At 72.5% G+C, this 18282-nt stretch carries 21 protein-coding genes; 19 read left to right on the top strand and 2 right to left on the bottom strand.

Features of this window, described 5'->3' with window-relative positions; translation table 11 throughout:
* Positions 1-81 precede the first annotated feature (81 nt).
* The 3 genes from rpmE to prmC all read left to right on the top strand — a co-directional run bounded on the left by rpmE (position 82) and on the right by prmC (position 2387).
* A complete protein-coding gene (rpmE, locus tag M3148_RS06210) occupies positions 82-291 on the top strand; it encodes a 50S ribosomal protein L31 (RefSeq protein WP_251303824.1) in 210 nt (69 codons plus the stop codon).
* Positions 292-448: 157 nt separating this feature from the next.
* Positions 449-1540: a peptide chain release factor 1 gene (prfA, locus tag M3148_RS06205; protein ID WP_251303823.1), complete on the top strand. Its 1092-nt coding sequence runs from the start codon at positions 449-451 to the stop codon at positions 1538-1540.
* Positions 1533-2387: a peptide chain release factor N(5)-glutamine methyltransferase gene (gene prmC, locus M3148_RS06200; RefSeq protein WP_251303822.1), complete on the top strand. Its 855-nt coding sequence runs from the start codon at positions 1533-1535 to the stop codon at positions 2385-2387. The genes prfA and prmC overlap by 8 nt, the downstream gene beginning before the upstream one ends.
* Here prmC and M3148_RS06195 read toward each other — a convergent pair.
* Positions 2347-2709 carry a VanZ family protein gene (locus tag M3148_RS06195; protein WP_251303821.1) on the bottom strand — a complete coding sequence of 121 codons (363 nt, stop codon included), beginning with the start codon at positions 2707-2709 and terminating at the stop codon, positions 2347-2349. The genes prmC and M3148_RS06195 overlap by 41 nt on opposite strands.
* 51 nt (positions 2710-2760) lie before the next feature.
* Here M3148_RS06195 and M3148_RS06190 point away from each other — a divergent pair, with 51 nt between their 5' ends.
* From M3148_RS06190 to M3148_RS06115, 16 genes are all read left to right on the top strand, one after another.
* Positions 2761-3447 (top strand): L-threonylcarbamoyladenylate synthase, encoded by a 687-nt coding sequence (locus tag M3148_RS06190; RefSeq protein ID WP_308203217.1) that lies wholly within the window; start codon positions 2761-2763, stop codon positions 3445-3447.
* A complete protein-coding gene (locus M3148_RS06185) occupies positions 3444-4556 on the top strand; it encodes an MraY family glycosyltransferase (protein ID WP_251303820.1) in 1113 nt (370 codons plus the stop codon). Before M3148_RS06190 ends, M3148_RS06185 begins: the two co-directional genes overlap by 4 nt.
* On the top strand, positions 4553-4987 hold the full coding sequence (locus tag M3148_RS06180; protein WP_251303819.1) for a hypothetical protein: 435 nt from the start codon (positions 4553-4555) through the stop codon (positions 4985-4987). Before M3148_RS06185 ends, M3148_RS06180 begins: the two co-directional genes overlap by 4 nt.
* A gap of 355 nt (positions 4988-5342) precedes the next feature.
* Positions 5343-6140, top strand: coding sequence for a F0F1 ATP synthase subunit A (gene atpB / locus M3148_RS06175; RefSeq protein ID WP_251303818.1), 798 nt, complete (start codon positions 5343-5345; stop codon positions 6138-6140).
* Between the two features lie 85 nt (positions 6141-6225).
* Positions 6226-6435 (top strand): ATP synthase F0 subunit C, encoded by a 210-nt coding sequence (gene atpE, locus M3148_RS06170; protein WP_413452315.1) that lies wholly within the window; start codon positions 6226-6228, stop codon positions 6433-6435.
* Positions 6435-7019: a F0F1 ATP synthase subunit B gene (locus M3148_RS06165; protein WP_251303817.1), complete on the top strand. Its 585-nt coding sequence runs from the start codon at positions 6435-6437 to the stop codon at positions 7017-7019. Before atpE ends, M3148_RS06165 begins: the two co-directional genes overlap by 1 nt.
* Positions 7019-7834 (top strand): F0F1 ATP synthase subunit delta, encoded by an 816-nt coding sequence (locus M3148_RS06160; RefSeq protein WP_251303816.1) that lies wholly within the window; start codon positions 7019-7021, stop codon positions 7832-7834. The genes M3148_RS06165 and M3148_RS06160 overlap by 1 nt, the downstream gene beginning before the upstream one ends.
* 58 nt (positions 7835-7892) lie before the next feature.
* A complete protein-coding gene (gene atpA, locus M3148_RS06155) occupies positions 7893-9527 on the top strand; it encodes a F0F1 ATP synthase subunit alpha (RefSeq protein ID WP_251303815.1) in 1635 nt (544 codons plus the stop codon).
* 2 nt (positions 9528-9529) lie between these two features.
* On the top strand, positions 9530-10423 hold the full coding sequence (locus M3148_RS06150; RefSeq protein ID WP_251303814.1) for a F0F1 ATP synthase subunit gamma: 894 nt from the start codon (positions 9530-9532) through the stop codon (positions 10421-10423).
* A 45-nt stretch (positions 10424-10468) separates the two neighbouring features.
* A complete protein-coding gene (gene atpD / locus M3148_RS06145) occupies positions 10469-11941 on the top strand; it encodes a F0F1 ATP synthase subunit beta (RefSeq protein WP_251303813.1) in 1473 nt (490 codons plus the stop codon).
* 3 nt (positions 11942-11944) lie between these two features.
* A complete protein-coding gene (locus tag M3148_RS06140) occupies positions 11945-12235 on the top strand; it encodes a F0F1 ATP synthase subunit epsilon (RefSeq protein WP_251303812.1) in 291 nt (96 codons plus the stop codon).
* Positions 12236-12246: 11 nt separating this feature from the next.
* Positions 12247-12663 carry a DUF2550 domain-containing protein gene (locus M3148_RS06135; RefSeq protein WP_251303811.1) on the top strand — a complete coding sequence of 139 codons (417 nt, stop codon included), beginning with the start codon at positions 12247-12249 and terminating at the stop codon, positions 12661-12663.
* Between the two features lie 85 nt (positions 12664-12748).
* Positions 12749-13444 (top strand): endonuclease NucS, encoded by a 696-nt coding sequence (gene nucS / locus M3148_RS06130; protein WP_251303810.1) that lies wholly within the window; start codon positions 12749-12751, stop codon positions 13442-13444.
* 36 nt (positions 13445-13480) lie between these two features.
* Complete coding sequence (locus tag M3148_RS06125; protein WP_251303809.1) at positions 13481-14692, top strand: N-acetylglucosamine-6-phosphate deacetylase; 1212 nt, start codon at positions 13481-13483, stop codon at positions 14690-14692.
* Positions 14692-16122: a GH1 family beta-glucosidase gene (locus M3148_RS06120; RefSeq protein WP_251303808.1), complete on the top strand. Its 1431-nt coding sequence runs from the start codon at positions 14692-14694 to the stop codon at positions 16120-16122. The genes M3148_RS06125 and M3148_RS06120 overlap by 1 nt, the downstream gene beginning before the upstream one ends.
* Positions 16122-16406 (top strand): hypothetical protein, encoded by a 285-nt coding sequence (locus M3148_RS06115; protein WP_251303807.1) that lies wholly within the window; start codon positions 16122-16124, stop codon positions 16404-16406. The genes M3148_RS06120 and M3148_RS06115 overlap by 1 nt, the downstream gene beginning before the upstream one ends.
* Positions 16407-16561: 155 nt before the next feature.
* Here M3148_RS06115 and M3148_RS06110 read toward each other — a convergent pair whose 3' ends face one another.
* Positions 16562-18097 (bottom strand): HNH endonuclease signature motif containing protein, encoded by a 1536-nt coding sequence (locus M3148_RS06110; protein WP_251303806.1) that lies wholly within the window; start codon positions 18095-18097, stop codon positions 16562-16564.
* Positions 18098-18282: the final 185 nt, after the last annotated feature.

Genomic DNA, 18282 nt, shown 5'->3' with positions numbered 1-18282 from the left:
GCACGATGGAACGTCGACTTCCGGTTCACGGCACGTACCGCGCGGGCCGACCCGGGAGCGAAGCACACCAAGGAGACACACATGAAGCAGGGCATCCACCCCGAGTACGTCACCACCATGGTGACGTGCACCTGTGGGAACACGTTCGAGACCCGCTCCACCGCCACCAGCGGCGAGATCCACGCTGACGTCTGCAGCGCCTGCCACCCCTTCTACACGGGCAAGCAGAAGATCCTCGACACCGGTGGTCGAGTCGCGCGCTTCGAGCAGCGGTACGGCAAGCGCAAGTAGTCGTCGTCCAGCGCCGGTGGGAGGAGTCCCACCGGCGCTGTCGTCTGCCCACCCCCACGCCCCCCCCCGCGCTCTACGCATATGCGGGATCGGTACGGTGTCAGGGCGAGTGGGACTGCGTTTTTCCGACATATGCGAAGGGGTGGTGGGGGGCGGCATGAGTGAGGACTTCGCGGCCGTCGAGCCGATGCTGGCCGAGCACGCCGAGATCGAGGCGGCGCTGGCGGATCCCGGCGTCCACGCGGACGCCGGCAAGGCCAAGCGGCTGGGGCGGCGCTACGCCGAGCTCACCCGCGTCGTGTCCGCCTACACCGCCTGGCGCCGGGCCACCGACGACGCCGAGGCGGCCGCCGAGCTCGCCGAGGTCGACGAGTCCTTCGCCGCCGAGCTGCCGGCCCTCCGCAAGGCCGCCGACGACGCCGCCGAGCACCTCCGTGCCGTCCTCGTCCCCCAGGACCCCGACGACGGCCGCGACGTCATCCTCGAGATCAAGGCGGGGGAGGGCGGGGAGGAGTCCGCGCTCTTCGCCGGCGACCTCCTGCGCATGTACCTGCGCTACGCCGAGCGCCGCGGCTGGTCCACCCAGCTCATCAGCGCCACCGAGTCCGACCTCGGCGGCTACAAGGACGTCGCCGTCGCGGTGAAGTCCCGCGGCACCCTCGACGACCCCGCAGGCGGCGTGTGGGCCAGCCTGAAGTACGAGGGCGGGGTCCACCGGGTCCAGCGCGTGCCCGTCACCGAGTCCCAGGGCCGCATCCACACCTCCGCGGCAGGCGTGCTCGTGCTCCCCGAGGCGGAAGACCCCGGCGAGGTCGAGATCGACCAGAACGACCTCCGCATCGACGTCTACCGCTCCTCCGGGCCCGGTGGGCAGAGCGTCAACACGACCGACTCCGCCGTCCGCATCACCCACGTCCCCACCGGGATCGTCGTGTCGATGCAGAACGAGAAGTCCCAGCTGCAGAACCGCGAGCAGGCGATGCGCGTCCTGCGTGCGCGGCTGCTCGCCGCCCGCCAGCAGGAAGCCGCCGCGGCCGCCTCCGCCACGCGCCGCTCCCAGGTGCGCACGGTCGACCGCTCCGAGCGGATCCGCACGTACAACTACCCCGAGAACCGGATCGCGGACCACCGCACCGGGTTCAAGGCCTACAACCTCGACCACGTGCTCGACGGCGACCTCGCGGCCGTCATCGCCTCCGCCGTCGAGCTGGACGCCGCCGAGCGGCTCGCCGCCGCCGCCCATGCCTGAGGCCGCCGTCGGGGTCTCCTGGCGCGAGGCCGTCCGCGGTGCGCAGGCGCTGCTCGCCGAGGCCGCGGTGCCCTCGCCCGGCGTCGACGCGCGGCTCCTCGCCGAGCACGTCCTCGGCGGCCCGCTCGTCACGGCGGGACGGCCGAGCGCGGACCAGCTCGCCGCCTTCGCCGTCCTCGTCGACCGCCGCCGGCGCCGCGAGCCGCTCCAGCACCTCACCGGGGAGATGTTCTTCCGCCACCTGCGCCTCGTCAGCGAACCGGGTGCCTTCGTCGTGCGGCCCGAGACCGAGCTCGTCGCCGAGGAGGCCATCACCGCTGCCGGGCAGGTGAGCGCCCCGCGCGTCGTCGACCTGTGCACCGGCTCCGCGGCGATCGCGCTCGCCGTCGCCACGGAGGTACCGACGTCCACCGTCTGGGCGGTCGAGCTGAGCGCGGAGGCGCTCGCGGTGGCCGCCCGGAACGTCGCCGACCTCGCCCCGCACGTCACGCTCGTCGCCGGCGACGCCGCGACGGCGCTGCCGGAGCTGGACGGCACGGTCGACGTCGTCGTCTCCAACCCGCCCTACGTGCCGCCGGACGCCGTCCCGCAGGACCCTGAGGTCCGCGACCACGACCCCGACCTCGCCCTCTACGGCGGCGGGGCGGACGGCCTCGAGGTGCCGCGCGCCGTCCTGCGCTCGGCGGCCCGCCTCCTGCGCCCGGGCGGGACCGTCGTCATGGAGCACGCCGAGGTCCAGGCCGCCGCGGCGCGGGAGGCCTGCGCCGGGACCGGGGCGTTCACCGACGTGCGGACCGTGCGCGACCTCACCGGCCGGAACCGGATGGTCGTCGCCCGGCGCGTGTGACCCGCGCCGCCACGGCCCACCCCAGGGCCACGCCGACGACGTCGGCGAGCACGTCCCACGGGTCGCCCGAGCGCGCCGGCAGCAGGACGTGCTGGACGACCTCGCTCACCACCGCGTGCGCGAGCGCCAGCGGCACCCCCCACCGCGCCGGCAGCCCCGCCCACAGCGCCGCGCCGACGACGAGCGCGAAGACACCGACGTGCACGACCTTGTCCGCGCCCGGGAAGAGGTCCGGACCGTCGCCCGGCACCCGCGGGACGTACAGCGCCGCGAGGTGGACGAGGAGCGCGAGGGCGAGGACGGTCCGCCGGACGTGGGTCATGGCCGGTGAGGATGTCATCCCTCCACCGGTGCCCGTGGGAGGATCCGGTACGTGAGCGTGTACGACTGCACCCAGCCCGCGACCCGTGACGAGGGCGTCGACGCCGCGGCCACCGCCCTCTCCACCGGCGGCCTCGTGGTGCTGCCGACCGACACCGTCTACGGCATCGGCGCGGCCGCCTTCGACCCCGGCGCCGTCGCGGCCCTCCTCGCCGCCAAGGGCCGCGGGCGCCAGAGCCCGCCGCCCGTCCTCGTCCCGGCGGCCGCCACGGTCGCCGGGCTGGCCACCGACGTGCCGGCCGCCGTCCACACCCTCCTCGAGACCTTCTGGCCCGGACCGCTCACCGTCATCTGCCGCGCCCAGCCCACCCTCGCGTGGGACCTCGGCGACACCGGCGGCACGGTCGCCCTGCGCATGCCCGACGACGAGGTCGCCCTGGCCCTCCTCGCCCGGACCGGGCCGCTCGCCGTCTCCAGCGCCAACCGTCACGGCCGCCCCGCCGCGACGACCGTCCTCGAGGCCGCCACCGCGCTCGGTGATCGCGTCGAGGTCTACCTCGACGGCGGGCCCTCCCGCGGGGGAGTGGCCTCGACGATCATCGACGCGACCGGCCCCACGCTGCGCATCGTGCGGGCCGGGGCGCTGAGCCTGGACGAGCTCACCGCCGTCGTGCCCGAGATCACCGACGTCGAGCGGCCCGGGCCCGACGGCGCTAAGGACGGTGCCGTCGGGCCGTGAGGGTCTACCTGCTCGTGATGCTCGTCGCGGCCGTCGTCACCTTCATCGCCACGCCCGTGGCGCTGCGGGTCGCCCGGCTGACGAATGCGCTGACCCCGGTCCGCGCGCGCGACGTCCACACGGTGCCCACCCCCCGGCTGGGCGGGCTGGCGATGCTCGCCGGCTTCGCCGTCGCGCTCCTCCTCGCCTCCCGCGTCCCCTTCCTCGACGGCGTCCTCGACTCCGGCCAGCCGTGGGCGATCCTCGGCGGTGCGGCGCTCGTCTGTCTCCTCGGCGTCGCCGACGACATCTGGGACCTCGACTGGATGACCAAGCTCGCGGGCCAGGTCCTCGCCGCGGGACTCATCGCGTGGCAGGGCGTCCAGCTCATCACCTTCCCGGTCTTCGGGCTCACCATCGGCTCGGCGCGGCTGTCCCTCGTCGCGACCATCCTCGTCGTCGTCGTCGCGATGAACGCCGTGAACTTCGTCGACGGCCTCGACGGCCTCGCCGCGGGGATGATGGCGATCGGGGGGCTGGCCTTCTTCGGCTACACCTACCTCCTCACCCGGACGGAGACGCCGGGGGACTACTCGAACCTCGCGACGGTGCTCATCGCCGCCGTCGTCGGCACGTGCCTGGGCTTCCTCCCGCACAACTTCCACCCCGCGCGCATCTTCATGGGCGACTCCGGGTCGATGTTCCTCGGCCTCACCGTCGCGGCCGCGGCGATCACCGTGACCGGCCAGATCGACCCCGGCGGCGCCACCGTGGGCCAGGTGCTGCCCGTCTTCGTCCCGATCCTCCTTCCGGTGGCGGTCCTCCTGCTGCCGCTGCTCGACATGACGCTCGCCGTCCTGCGCAGGCTGCGCGCCGGGCAGTCGCCCTTCAAGCCCGACCGCATGCACCTGCACCACCGCCTCCTCTCGTGGGGCCACAGCCACCGCCGTGCCGTCCTCGTCATGTACCTGTGGACGACGGTCTTCTCCTTCAGTGCCGCCGCGCTCGTCGTCCTCGACGGCGGCACGGTGCTGGTCGCCACCGGCGTCGCCGTCGTCCTCGCCCTGCTCGTCACCGTCGGCAAGCTCCCCGGGCTGCGCCGTTCCCGCCACGCCAAGGAGTCCGCATGACCGCCCCGTCCCCCCTGCGCACGATGTTCCGCACCGCGCTGCGCCAGATGGCCGTCCTCCTCGTGGTCCTCGGCGTCGGCAGCTGCGTCGTCGGCTACCTCGTGGCGGGCATGCCGGGACTGTGGGGCGGGGTGCTCGGCACCGGCCTTGTCGCCTTCTTCACGCTCACGACGGCGGTCGTCATGGTGGCGACGGCGGACCGGCCCCTGTACGTGGCCAGCGCCGCGCTCGTGGGGAGCTGGCTGGCGAAGGTCGTCGTCGTCTTCGTCGTCCTCCTCGTCGTGCGGGGACGCGACTTCTACGACCCGGTCGTCTTCTTCGCCACCCTCGTGCTCGCGATCCTCGGCTCGGTGGCGATCGAGATGTCCGCGGCCCTCAGGGCGCGGGTGCCGAACGTCGACCCGTCCGCGCGGGAGAGCGACGGCGTCTGAGGCGTTCGCGCTGTGGCCTTGCTCACGGCGCGGGCCGCGGGCGGCGCGAGCCGGCACGGGCCCCGGTGGGGCCGCGCCGGCGCCCACGACACCGGCAGAGGGCGGGTGTGCCGCGGCGTACCCGGCGTGACCTGCACGGTGACCGGGCGCACGGTGCTGCGGCACCCAGGCGACCTCGCCGGCGGGGGGCGGGACGAAGGTCCGCGCGCCTCACGGCTGCTCGTGCGGGGTCCTGGGCGGTCCTGCGCATACGTTAGGCTTGAGCCGATCCTGACAACGCGGTCACTCACCGCACATCCCGACCGACTCTTGGGGGTCCGCCCTGTCTGCCGCCGCGACTCTCCTCCCCCTGGCCGTGGGCGTCCCGAGCGCCGCCGGTGAGGGCGAGGGCTTCCACGCCCCGACGCTGCAGGGCGAGTTCTTCCCCGGCGCGTTCCTCTTCGAGGGCACCCCCTTCGAGTTCAACCGCATCATGCTCGTGCGCGTCGTCGCCACGCTGCTCATCGTCACCGTCTTCTGGCTCGCTGCCCGTCGCGCCAGGCTCGTGCCGGGCCGGTTCCAGGGCGCGATCGAGATGGCTCTCGACTTCGTCCGGGTCAGCATCGCCGAGGAGGTCCTCGGCAAGGAGAGCGGACGGCGCGCCACGGCGCTGCTCACCGTGATCTTCTTCGGCGTCTTCGCCATGAACATCACCGGCGTCATCCCGCTGCTCAACATCGCGGGCTCCTCGGTGATCGGCGTGCCCCTCGTCTTCGCGGTCATCGCCTACGTCGGCTTCATCGTCGCCGGGGTGCGGTCCCAGGGCGCGGGCGGCTTCCTCAAGTCCTCGCTCTTCCCGCCCGGCGTGCCGAAGTTCCTCTACGTCATCCTCACGCCGATCGAGTTCCTCTCGACGTTCATCCTGCGGCCGATCACGCTGACGATCCGACTCCTCGCGAACATGCTCGTCGGCCACCTCCTGCTCGTGCTGTGCTTCGGTGCCACCCAGTTCCTCTTCTTCGAGGCGGCCGGTGGGCTCAAGCTCCTCGGGTCGGTCACTCTCGCGGCCGGCTTCGCGTTCACGATCTTCGAGATCTTCATCGCGGCACTTCAGGCCTTCATCTTCACGCTCCTCACCGCTGTGTACATCCAGCTGTCCGAGGACGCGCACTGACCTGACCGACGACCCGGTCATGAGGACCGCGTCATCACCCAACGTGCCGGGCATGGGCCTGGGACAACAACGGAAGGAACACCCCGTGGAAATCACTGGTGACATCGCCACCATCGGTTACGGCCTCGCGACGATCGGCCCCGGTATCGGTCTGGGACTTCTCGTCGCCAAGACCCAGGAGGCCACGGCCCGTCAGCCCGAGGTTGCCGGCCCCCTCCGTATCAACATGTTCATCGGTGCGGCCCTCGTCGAGGCGCTCGGCCTGATCGGCTTCGCCGCGGGCTTCGTGTTCTGATGCTGTCCACGGCCCTGGTCCGAGCGGCGGAAGAGGGGGGACAGAACCCCATTTTCCCGGCGGACTACGACATCATCTGGTCGATCGTCTGCATCGCGATCATCGCCTTCTTCTTCGTCTGGAAGATCCTCCCGGTCTTCAACCGCATCCTCGACGAGCGCACCGAGAAGATCGAGGGTGGCCTGAAGGCCGGCGAGAACGCGCGGGCCGAGGCCGAGGAGCTGCGTGCCGAGATCGAGCGCGAGCTCACCCAGGCGCGGGTCGAGGCCGCCCGTGTCCGCGAGCAGGCGCAGGAGGACGCGAAGGTCATCGCGGCCGACGTCCGGGCCCAGGCCCGTACGGACGCCGAGCGGATCGTCGAGAGCGCTCACCGGCAGATCGAGGCGGAGCGTCAGCAGGCCGCCGCGTCCCTGCGCACGGACATCGGTGCGCTGGCGACCACCCTCGCCGAGCGCATCGTCGGTGAGTCCCTGGCCGACGAGCAGCGTCGTCAGCGTGTCATCGACCGCTTCCTCGACGAGCTCGACTCCCAGACCGAGCTTGTCCCCGGCGGGGAGAAGGTCGGCGGGGCGGCGGAGGCGTGATGCGAGCGAGCAGCCAGGCCGCACTGCGTGCGGCGAGCGAGCGGTGGGAGGTCGCCCTCCGCGAGGCGGGCGAGCGCGGGCGTGAGCTCGGCACCCAGCTCTTCGAGGCGGCCGACACGCTGGCGACCTCCGGCTCGCTGCGGCGGGCGCTGACGGACCCGGCACGGACCGGTGACGCCAAGGCGCGCCTCGTCGGTGCCCTGTTCGACGGCAAGGTCGCCCCCGAGGCGGTCGACCTGCTCGCCGGGATGGTCCGCTCGCGGTGGTCCGCGGACGAGGACCTCGGCGCCGCCGTCGAGGAGCTCGCCACCGCCTCGGTGCTGTCCGCCGCGCAGTCGCGCGGCGTGCTGCTCGAGGTCGAGGAGGAGCTCTTCCGCACCGAGCGGCTGCTCGCCTCCGACCGGGAGCTGCGCGCGGCCCTCGCCAACAGGGACATCGCTCCCGAGCGACGAGCCGCCCTGATCGACTCCCTCATCGCCGAGCGCGCCAGTGCCGAGACCCGCCTCATCGTGCGGCGTCTCGTCACCACCCCGCGCGCCGGCTCGCTCGCCAGCGCCCTGCGGCGCGTGGGTGAGCTCGCGGCCGCCCGGCGTGACCGGGTCGTCGCGAACGTGACGGCGGCCTCGCCGCTCACCCAGGCGCAGGAGGCCCGGCTCGCCGAGATCCTTCAGCGCGCCTACGGCAGCGCCGTCCAGGTCAACGTGGGCGTCGACCCGCAGGTCCTGGGCGGGATGCGCATCCAGGTGGGCTCCGAAGTCATCGACGGCACCACGCTCACCCGCCTGCAGGACGCCCGACGCCGCTTCGCCGGCTGACCCACCCCCGCACCACTTGACGAACCGCGACCACAGTCGCCAAGGAGAAGGAACCGCAATGGCCGAGCTGACGATCAAGCCCGAGGAGATCAGGGCGGCGCTGGACAGCTTCGTCGACTCCTACCAGCCGACCGAGGCCGTGGGGGAGGAGGTCGGGCGCGTCACCGTCGCCGGTGACGGCATCGCGCGTGTCGAAGGTCTGCCCGGCACGATGGCGAACGAGCTGCTCCGCTTCGAGGACGGCACCCTGGGCCTCGCCCTCAACCTCGACGTCCGGGAGATCGGCGTCATCGTCCTCGGTGAGTTCACCGGGATCGAGGAGGGCCAGGCCGTGCACCGTACGGGCGAGGTGCTCTCCACCCCCGTGGGTGACAACTTCCTGGGCCGCGTCGTCGACCCCACCGGCAAGCCGATCGACGGGCTGGGCCCGATCGAGGCCGAGGCCATGCGCGCCCTGGAGCTCCAGGCGCCCGGCGTCATGCACCGCAAGAGCGTCCACGAGCCGCTCCAGACCGGCATGAAGGCCATCGACTCGATGATCCCGATCGGTCGTGGCCAGCGTCAGCTCATCATCGGCGACCGTGGCACCGGCAAGACCGCCATCGCCGTCGACACGATCCTCAACCAGAAGGCGAACTGGGACAGCGGCGACCCGACCAAGCAGGTCCGCTGCGTCTACGTCGCGATCGGCCAGAAGGGCTCGACCATCGCCTCGGTGCGTGGCCGCCTCGAGGCGGCCGGCGCGCTGGAGTACACGACGATCGTCGCTGCTCCCGCTTCCGACCCGGCCGGCTTCAAGTACATCGCCCCCTACACCGGCTCGGCCATCGGGCAGCACTGGATGTACCAGGGCAAGCACGTCCTCATCGTCTTCGACGACCTGTCCAAGCAGGCCGAGGCCTACCGCGCCGTGTCGCTGCTGCTGCGCCGCCCGCCGGGCCGTGAGGCCTACCCGGGTGACGTCTTCTACCTGCATTCCCGTCTGCTCGAGCGCTGCGCGAAGCTCTCCGACGAGCTGGGCGCGGGCTCGATGACCGGCCTGCCGATCATCGAGACCAAGGCCAACGACGTGTCGGCGTACATCCCGACCAACGTCATCTCGATCACCGACGGCCAGATCTTCCTCCAGTCCGACCTCTTCAACTCCGACCAGCGCCCCGCCGTCGACGTCGGTATCTCGGTGTCCCGCGTCGGTGGTGACGCGCAGGTCAAGGCGATGAAGAAGGTCTCCGGCACGCTGAAGATCACCCTCGCGCAGTACCGCTCGATGGCGGCCTTTGCGATGTTCGCCTCGGACCTCGACCCGACCACGCGCCAGCAGCTGACCCGCGGCGAGAAGCTCATGGAGCTGCTCAAGCAGCCCCAGTACTCGCCCTTCCCGGTCGAGGACCAGATCGCCTCCATCTGGGCCGGCACCAACGGCTACCTCGACGACGTCGAGACCAGCCACGTCCGCCGCTTCGAGAAGGAGATGCTCGACCACCTCCGCCGCTCGACCGACGTCCTCCAGACGCTCGCGACGACCGGCAAGCTCGAGAAGGAGACCGAGGACGCGATGCGCTCCGGCATCGAGGACTTCCGCAAGGGCTTCCTCGCCGGGGACGGCACGCTGTCCTCCGAGCCGGCCGCCCCCGAGGCCGACCCGCTGGTCGAGACCGAGCAGGAGCAGATCGTCGCCGAGAAGCGGGGCTGAGCGTGGGGGCCCAGCAGCGCGTCTACAAGCAGCGGATCCGCTCCACGCAGACGCTGAAGAAGATGTTCCGTGCGATGGAGCTCATCGCCGCCTCGCGGATCGGTCGCGCCCGCGACCAGGCGACCAAGGCCAGCCCGTACGCCGTCGCGCTCACCCGCGCGACGTCGGCGGTGGCCGCGCACGCGCACGTCGGTCACCCGATCCTGCGTGAGCGCACCGACACGAACCGCGTCGCGGTGCTCGTCCTGGCCGCCGACCGCGGCATGGCCGGCTCCTACACGGCCAGCGTCCTGCGGGCCGCCGAGCAGCTCACCGAGCGGCTCACGGACGAGGGCAAGGAGATCGACCTCTACGTCGTCGGGCGTCGCGGGATCGGCTACTTCACCTTCCGCGGCCAGCGGATCGTCAAGAGCTGGGAGGGGCAGTCGGACAAGCCGGACGCTCAGCTCGCGCGCGACATCTCCGAGACGCTCCTCGAGGCCTTCCTCGCGCCGGCCGACGCCGGCGGCGTAGGCGAGCTGCACATCGTCTTCACGAAGTTCGTCTCCATGGTCAGCCAGGAGCCCTTCGTGCGTCGGATGCTGCCGCTGGAGATCGTCGAGGGCGTGGCCGAGGCCGGCGCCAAGCCGCTGCCGCTGTACGAGTTCGAGCCGTCCCCCGACGCCGTCCTCGACCAGCTGCTGCCGCTGTACGTGCGCAGCCGCATCTACAACGCCCTCCTGCAGGCAGCCGCCTCCGAGCTGGCGAGCCGGCAGCGGGCCATGCACACCGCCGTCGAGAACGCCGAGGACCTCATCGCCACGTACACGCGGCTGGCGAACTCCGCACGACAGGCCGAGATCACTCAGGAGCTCACCGAGATCGTCTCGGGAGCCGACGCACTGGCAGCGAGCTGAACGTGCGTACCCAGTCCACTGCCGCCCGCATCGAAGGAAACTGACATGACTGCCACGACGACCGACTCCAGCACCGAGCAGGCCGCGCCCGGCGTCGGCCGCATCGCCCGGGTCACCGGACCGACGATCGACGTCGAGTTCGCCCCCGACGAGATCCCCTCGATCTACAACGCGCTCGTCGCGACGGTGGACAAGTCCACCATCGGCCAGGGCGAGGGCATGCTCGAGATGACCTTCGAGGTCAACCAGCACCTTGGTGACAACCTCATCCGCGCGGTCGCCCTCAAGCCGACCGACGGCCTGGTCCGTGGCATGCAGGTGCGCGACACCGGCAGCCCGATCACCGTGCCCGTCGGCGACATCACCAAGGGCCACGTGTTCGACGTGACCGGTCAGCCGCTCAACCTCAAGGAGGGCGAGACGCTCGAGGTCACCGAGCGCTGGCCCATCCACCGCAAGCCCCCGAGCTTCGACCAGCTCGAGTCCAAGACCCAGATGTTCGAGACGGGCATCAAGGTCATCGACCTCCTCACCCCGTACGTCCAGGGTGGGAAGATCGGTCTCTTCGGTGGTGCGGGTGTCGGCAAGACGGTCCTCATCCAGGAGATGATCCAGCGCGTGGCGCAGGACCACGGTGGTGTGTCGGTGTTCGCCGGCGTCGGTGAGCGCACCCGTGAGGGCAACGACCTGATCATGGAGATGGAGGAGGCCGGCGTCTTCGACAAGACTGCGCTCGTCTTCGGCCAGATGGACGAGCCGCCGGGCACGCGTCTGCGCGTGGCCCTCTCCGCGCTGACGATGGCGGAGTACTTCCGCGACGTCCAGCAGCAGGAGGTGCTGCTCTTCATCGACAACATCTTCCGCTTCACGCAGGCCGGCTCCGAGGTCTCCACGCTGCTGGGCCGCATGCCCTCCGCGGTGGGGTACCAGCCGAACCTCGCCGACGAGATGGGCATCCTCCAGGAGCGCATCACCTCCACGCGCGGCCACTCGATCACCTCGCTGCAGGCGATCTACGTCCCCGCCGACGACTACACCGACCCGGCCCCGGCGACGACCTTCGCCCACCTGGACGCCACGACCGAGCTCTCGCGTGACATCGCCTCGCGTGGTCTCTACCCGGCCGTGGACCCGCTGACCTCGACCTCCCGCATCCTCGACGCGCAGTTCGTGGGCCGCGAGCACTACGAGGTCGCCATCCGCGTGAAGTCGATCCTCCAGAAGAACAAGGAGCTCCAGGACATCATCGCGATCCTCGGTGTCGACGAGCTCTCCGAGGAGGACAAGGTCACCGTCAACCGGGCCCGTCGCATCGAGCAGTTCCTCTCGCAGAACACCTACACCGCGGTGAAGTTCACCGGTGTCGAGGGCTCGACCGTGCCGGTGGCCGAGACCGTCGAGGCCTTCCGTCGCATTGCCGACGGCGAGTACGACCAGGTCCCCGAGCAGGCCTTCTTCAACATCGGTGGCATCGAGGACCTCGAGCGCAACTGGTCGAAGATTCAGAAGGAGTCCTGACCCGTGGCCCTCACGGTGCAGATCGTGGGTCCTGACCGGACCCTGTGGAGCGGGGACGCGGCCTCGGTCAGCGTCCCCGCCGCGGACGGCGTGCTGGGCATCCTGCCCGGCCGCCAGCCGGTGCTTGCCGTGCTGCGGCCGGGCAAGGTCACCATCAGCCAGGCGGGGGGCGCCTCGGAGTCGGTGGACATCCACGGTGGGTTCGTGTCGTGCGACGACGACGACGTCATGATCGTCGTCGACGAGCAGGACGAGCGGCGCGCGGACCACGCCGAAGCCGCCGTCGAGCACTAGGAGCGGCCGCTGTGGGCTGGACGTGGCTGCTGTGGCTGCTCGTCCTGCTCGCCGTGCTCGCGCTGCTGGTCGGGCTGTGGATGCTCGTGCGCGTGCGAGCGTTGGGACGGGTGGTCGGTTCCTTCTCCTGCGCGTGGCGCGCCGCCGAGTCCCAGGACTGGTCGAGCGGGGTGGCCGTGTACGGGGTGGAGCGGATCGACTGGTACCGGATCCTCTCCCTGCGCCCCGGCCCGGCAGCGCGGTGGCGGCGCAGCGAGCTCGTCATCGAGCCGGGACGCCGGGTGCTGCCCGGCAGTGCGTGGGGGGCGGTGGAGGTGGAGTGCCACGTCGGTGGTGACAGCTTCTCCCTCGCGCTCGAGGGCGACGCCCTGGCGGGCCTGACGAGCTGGCTCGAGTCCAGCCCGCCCGTCGACCGCGGCGCCGCCTGACCCGCCCTCGCTTTCTGCAGCGCCCCAGCTCCTGCATCGCCGAGAGCTGACTTATTACTCGCGACGTCGTCGGAGGTAACCCCACGTGCGCACCGTCATCGCCCGCTGCTCGGTGGACTACACCGGCCGGCTCGACGCCCACCTCGCCCTGGCCACCCGCCTCCTCATGGTCAAGGCCGACGGCTCGGTGCTCGTCCACTCCGACGGCGGCTCCTACAAGCCGCTCAACTGGATGAGCCCGCCGTGCCGGCTCGAGGTCGGGCAGCCCGAGGCCGAGGACGCCGCCGCGGGTGTCCAGGAGGTCTGGACGGTCCAGAACACGAAGACCGACGACCGGCTCGTCGTCAAGATCCACGAGGTCGTGCACGACGGCACCTACGACCTCGGGGTCGACCCCGGCCTCGTCAAGGACGGCGTGGAGGCCCATCTCCAGGTGCTCCTCGCCGAGCAGATCGAGCTGCTCGGCCCGGGCCACCGTCTGGTCCGCCGCGAGTTTCCGACGGCGATCGGCCCGGTCGACATCCTCGCCCGCGACCCGCAGGAGCGGGCGGTGGCGGTGGAGATCAAGCGCCGCGGCGAGATCGACGGCGTGGAGCAGCTGACCCGCTACCTCGAGCTGCTCAACCGTGACCCGCACCTCACGCCGGTCCAGGGCGTCTTCGCGGCCCAGGAGATCAAGCCCCAGGCGCGCGTCCTGGCCGAGGACCGCGGCATCCGCTGCGTCGTCCTGGACTACAACGCCATGCGCGGCCTCGACGACCCCGACACCCGCCTGTTCTGAGTGCCCGCGCCTCGCGGCGGTTGGCATGATGGGGGGATGAGCACTGCCTCCCCGCGCGTGGTCCGCGGACGTGTCGTCACCCCCACCGCCGTCCTGGACGACGGCGCCGTCGCGTGGGAGGACGACCGCCTCACCTGGGTCGGGAACGCCGGTGAGGCACCCGCCGCGCTGCGCGAGGCCGTCGCCGCCGCCACGCCCGTCGACGGTTACGTCCTGCCGGGCCTCGTCGACCTCCACTGCCACGGCGGTGGCGGGGCCAGCTTCCCGGACGCCGAGGACCTCGACACCGCGCGCGTCGCCGTCGCTGAGCACCTGCGCCACGGCACCACCTCCCTCGTCGCTTCCCTCGTCACCGCGGCGCCGCAGGTCCTGCGCCAGCGCACCGGCGTCCTCGTCGCGCTCGCCGAGGCGGGGGAGATCGCCGGTATCCACTACGAGGGCCCCTTCATCTCCGCCGACCGGTGCGGCGCCCAGAACCCCGCCGCGATCCAGCAGCCGGACGCCGCGTTCACCCGCGAGCTGCTCGCCCTCGGCCGCGGCCACGTCGTCACGATGACCCTCGCCCCCGAGGCCGCCGGCGTCACGGGGGAGGACGGCGTCGCCGGCGCGCTCGCCGCGGGCGGCGCGCTGCCCTCCTTCGGCCACACCGTCGCCACCGCCCCGCAGGCGCGTGCCGCCGTCGTCGAGGCCGGGCGGATGCTCGCCGACGCGCCCGCCGCCCGGTCCGCGCGCCCCACGGTCACCCACCTGTGCAACGGGATGAACCCCATGCACCACCGCGAGCCCGGCCCCATCCCCGAGTTCCTCGCCGCCGCCGCCGACGGCCGCCTCGTCATCGAGCTCATCGCCGACGGCACCCACCTGGACCCCTCCCTCGTGAGGAGCTTCATGGAGATCGCCGGCCGGGAGAACGTCGCCCTCGTCACCGACGCGATGGCCGCCGCCGGCATGCCCGACGGCGACTACCAGCTCGGCTCGCTGGCCGTCACCGTCGCCGACGGCGTCGCGCGCCTCACCGGCGGCACCTCGATCGCGGGCGGCACCGCGCACCTCATCGACGTCGTCCGCACGACCGTCGCCGGGGGAGTGGACCTCGTCGACGCCGTGTACTCGGCCGCCACCACCCCTGCCGCCGTCCTCGGCGACGACGGCGTCGGGGCGCTCGAGGCGGGCCGGCGAGCCGACGTCGTGGTCACCGATGCCGACCTGCGGCCCGTGCGCGTCGTCAAGGGAGGGGTGGAGCTGTGATGTGGGAGGACTTCCGCTGGGGCGTGGCCACGGCCGCCTACCAGGTCGAGGGCGCGGCCCGGGAGGATGGGCGCGGACCGTCGATCTGGGACACGTTCTCCCACACGCCCGGGCGGGTGCAGGGTGGTGACACGGGCGACGTCGCCGTCGACCACTACCGCCGCTGGCGCGAGGACGTCGCGCTCATGTCCCGGCTCGGGGTGCAGGCCTACCGCCTGTCGATCTCGTGGCCGCGGGTCCAGCCCGGCGGCCGCGGCCCCCTGAACCCTGAGGGGGTGGCCTTCTACCGCGCGCTCCTCGACGAGCTGCGCGCCCGCGGTATCGCGCCCGTCGTCACGCTGTACCACTGGGACCTGCCGCAGGAGCTGGAGGACGCCGGCGGCTGGCCGAGCCGTGACACCGCCTACGCCTTCGCGGAGTACGCCCGTCTCATGGCGCGTGAGCTGGGTGACCGCGTCGCGCTGTGGACCACCCTCAACGAGCCGTGGTGCACCGCCTTCCTGGGCTACGCCTCCGGCGTCCACGCCCCGGGGCGCACCGAGCCGGCCGCCGCCCTCGCCGCGGCGCACCACCTCAACCTCGCCCACGGTCTGGCGACGGTCGCCATTCGCGAGGAGCTCGGGGAGGACACCCCCGTCTCGATCTCCCTCAACCTCCACGTCACCCACCCCGCCGACCCGGAGTCCGGGCCGGACCTCGAGGCCGTCGCGCAGGTCGACGCCGTCGGCAACCACGTCTTCCTCGGCCCGGTCATGGACGGCAGCTACCCCACGCGGCTGCTGCGTGACACCGCGCACCTCACCGACTGGTCCTTCGTCCAGCCCGGCGACCTCACCATCACGCGCCAGCGGCTGGACGTCCTGGGCCTCAACTACTACTCGACCCAGCTCGTGCGCCGGCACGTCGGTGCGGGCGCCGCCCCGCGCGCCGACGGGCACGGCGCAGCGAACGCCTCGCCGTGGGTGGGCACGGAAGAGGACGTCGAGTTCCTCCCCGTCGACCCGCCGCACACGGCGATGGGCTGGAACATCCGCCCCGAGGCCCTGGAGGAGCTCCTCCTCGCCCTCGACAACGCCTACCCCGACCAGCCGCTCATGGTCACCGAGAACGGCGCCGCCTTTGACGGCGACGTGCCGGTGGACGGCCGCGTCCACGACACCGCGCGCGTGGCCTACCTCCACTCCCACATCGCTGCCGCCCTGCGGGCCCGGGAGGCAGGCGTGGACCTGCGCGGCTACCTCGCGTGGTCCTTCGTCGACAACTTCGAGTGGGCCTACGGCTACTCCAAGCGCTTCGGCATCGTCCACGTCGACCTCGACTCCCAGCAGCGCACCCCCAAGGACTCGGCGCTGTGGTACCGCGAGCTCATCCGCTCCGGGCGACTGCCCGGCGTGGAGGAGGCCGCGGCGCTGCCGCCGCTGGAGGGCTGATGGCCCGCGCGCGCCGGGGACGCAAGCGCCCCTACGGGGACGCCCACGTCCCGCTGGACCCCGACCGTCTCGGCGGCGTCGTCCGCAGCGAGACGGGCCCGCAGGGGGAGACGTACACGGTGCGCACCGTGCGCGGCGGGGAGAAGTCCTACCGCTGCCCCGGGTGCCAGCAGCTCATCCCGCCCGGGACCGGCCACGTCGTCGCGTGGCCCACCGAGGCGCTCCTCGGACCAGGGCTGGAGGAGCGCCGCCACTGGCACACCGCCTGCTGGGCCCGCCGCTGAGGCGCGCCGCCCGCCGGCACGCCGCATTCTTGACGACGGGCCGAGGCGCGCCAGCCGCTCGCACACCCCGTTGCTGGTGCCGCCGCTGAGGCGTACGCCACCCGCCGGCACACCCTGCCCGCTGGCGCTGCGGCTGAGCCCACAGGCTCAAGTGCTCAACGTGGCAGGTACGCGTCCCACAGGGGCTGGGCCACGGCGGGGGAGAGGGGACGCGGCGGCGGCGCCCCGCGGATCGTGGCCACGGCTCCACCACCCTTGGCCGCCGTGGGTGACGTGATCCTCACGTCGGCGGACCGTCCTCCCGGTGGACCGGCGGTCACCCCAGCTGCCTGTGGAGCAGCCGGCGAGATCGTGACACCGGGTGCGTCGGGCAGGAGCGGCCCAGGGTCCCCTCTGGCGGAGGTGCCGATGTGGCGGCCGTCGCGGTGGTGGAAGTCGAAACCGTCCGGGAGCGTCGTGATGACGACGTCGAGCTCGTGGACCCGGTGGTGGTGGTAGCTGCAGAGCGTGATGCCCTCGGCGAGGCTCGTGCGCCCGCCCCGGGAGAACCAGGTGATGTGGTGGACCTCGGACCAGGACGCGCGCCGCCGGCAGCCAGGCCACCTGCAGTGGCGGTCGCGGGTGGTGATCGCCCGCCGGAGCTCCTTGGTGTAGGTGCGCTGGGTCCGGCCGACGTCCAGGGGCACCCCCGCGGCGTCCATGACCATGCGGGTCATCTCGCTGTCGCACATGAGCCGCTCCAGCTCGCCGAGGGGCACGACCGTGCCGTCCTCGAGCTGCCCCGGCGGCACGTCCGGCCAGGGTGGACGTGGCCCGTCGGGACAGGTCGCGAACGTGCGCCGCCGCGCCAGGATGCCGACCCACGTCGCCTCCGGGACGAGCACGGCCAGGTGTGGCCGCACCTGCGCACCGTTGAGGTCCGAGCCCACCTGCAGGGTCCGGCTCGCCATGGTGGACAGGGCGTCGGCCATCCGCTGCTCACGGGTGCGTTCGTCGTCGGCTGTGGGCCGGCCGGTAACGGCCTCCAGCGCGATGCGGAGCTCGTCACCGGCGACGGGGTCGAGGAAGAACTCCCCGGCCACCCCGCCGGCGTGCTGGCGCATGGTGAGGGACCGGCGACGGCGGACGGCCTCGAACTCGGCCTGTGCGGCCGCGGCGTCCACCCGGGCGGCCCAGGCCTTGGCCTCCTTGCCCAGCTCGGGCGCCGTGAGGCCGCGGCTCGTCGCCCGCTCGAGGAGGGTGTCCAGGCCGCCGCCGGCCAGCGCGTCCTGCACCTCGGGGGACGCCTTCTCGCGGAGGCGGGTGAGCGCCCTGGCGTGCTCCAGGGTCACCTCGCCCCGCTCCACCGCCTCGGCGACCGCGGGCATGGCCTCGAGCCCCTCGGCGAGCCGGAGGTCCCCGAGCGCCGCGCCGCGGCCGATGCCGGTCGAGCGCGAGCGGTAGTCGGCGAAGTCCCGGTCCTGCACCGAGCCCCAGCGACCGTCCTTCCTGTGGGCGAGGAGGACCTGGCCCCGGTAGACGGTGAGCTCCTGGATCGCCGCGTCGAGCTCGGCCACGACCGCCTCGAGGTCCTCTCCTGGCCACCCACCGGCGCCCGTCCCGGGAGCGCCCGAGAGGAGGGCCGCCACCCCGGCGCGCGCCTGCCGGGCGAGCGGGGCAGGGCCGGTGGGCGACGTCGTCGTCGTGGTCATGACCGGCACCTCCCCTGGTCGAACGCTTGTACAAAGCGTACGACGTGCCACTGACATCGGGCCCGGGCTGGCTCCCACGCCGCCGCCCGGTGACCGGCCCGCGAAGAAGCGCTTCTCCACCTGTTGCCGGAGCCGTGGTGCGCCGATAGTGTCGCGATCTGGCAAGGGTGCCGGGACGATTGGGC

It is taken from the genome of Georgenia satyanarayanai (assembly GCF_023715365.1).
GTDB lineage: Bacteria > Actinomycetota > Actinomycetes > Actinomycetales > Actinomycetaceae > Oceanitalea > Oceanitalea satyanarayanai_B.
This window is presented reverse-complemented; position numbering and strand designations above follow the sequence as displayed.

Excerpts from the sequence above, each read along its gene's own strand:
- rpmE (WP_251303824.1), top strand. The coding sequence starts at position 82 with ATGAAGCAGGGCATCCACCCCGAGTACGTCACCACCATGGTGACGTGC.
- M3148_RS06115 (WP_251303807.1), top strand. The coding sequence starts at position 16,122 with ATGGCCCGCGCGCGCCGGGGACGCAAGCGCCCCTACGGGGACGCCCAC.
- M3148_RS06195 (WP_251303821.1), bottom strand. The coding sequence starts at position 2,709 with ATGACCCACGTCCGGCGGACCGTCCTCGCCCTCGCGCTCCTCGTCCAC.
- M3148_RS06180 (WP_251303819.1), top strand. The coding sequence starts at position 4,553 with ATGACCGCCCCGTCCCCCCTGCGCACGATGTTCCGCACCGCGCTGCGC.
- atpD (WP_251303813.1), top strand. The coding sequence starts at position 10,469 with ATGACTGCCACGACGACCGACTCCAGCACCGAGCAGGCCGCGCCCGGC.
- M3148_RS06160 (WP_251303816.1), top strand. The coding sequence starts at position 7,019 with ATGCGAGCGAGCAGCCAGGCCGCACTGCGTGCGGCGAGCGAGCGGTGG.
- M3148_RS06125 (WP_251303809.1), top strand. The coding sequence starts at position 13,481 with ATGAGCACTGCCTCCCCGCGCGTGGTCCGCGGACGTGTCGTCACCCCC.
- prfA (WP_251303823.1), top strand. The coding sequence starts at position 449 with ATGAGTGAGGACTTCGCGGCCGTCGAGCCGATGCTGGCCGAGCACGCC.
- atpA (WP_251303815.1), top strand. The coding sequence starts at position 7,893 with ATGGCCGAGCTGACGATCAAGCCCGAGGAGATCAGGGCGGCGCTGGAC.
- M3148_RS06165 (WP_251303817.1), top strand. The coding sequence starts at position 6,435 with ATGCTGTCCACGGCCCTGGTCCGAGCGGCGGAAGAGGGGGGACAGAAC.
- M3148_RS06110 (WP_251303806.1), bottom strand. The coding sequence starts at position 18,097 with ATGACCACGACGACGACGTCGCCCACCGGCCCTGCCCCGCTCGCCCGG.
- M3148_RS06120 (WP_251303808.1), top strand. The coding sequence starts at position 14,692 with ATGTGGGAGGACTTCCGCTGGGGCGTGGCCACGGCCGCCTACCAGGTC.
- prmC (WP_251303822.1), top strand. The coding sequence starts at position 1,533 with ATGCCTGAGGCCGCCGTCGGGGTCTCCTGGCGCGAGGCCGTCCGCGGT.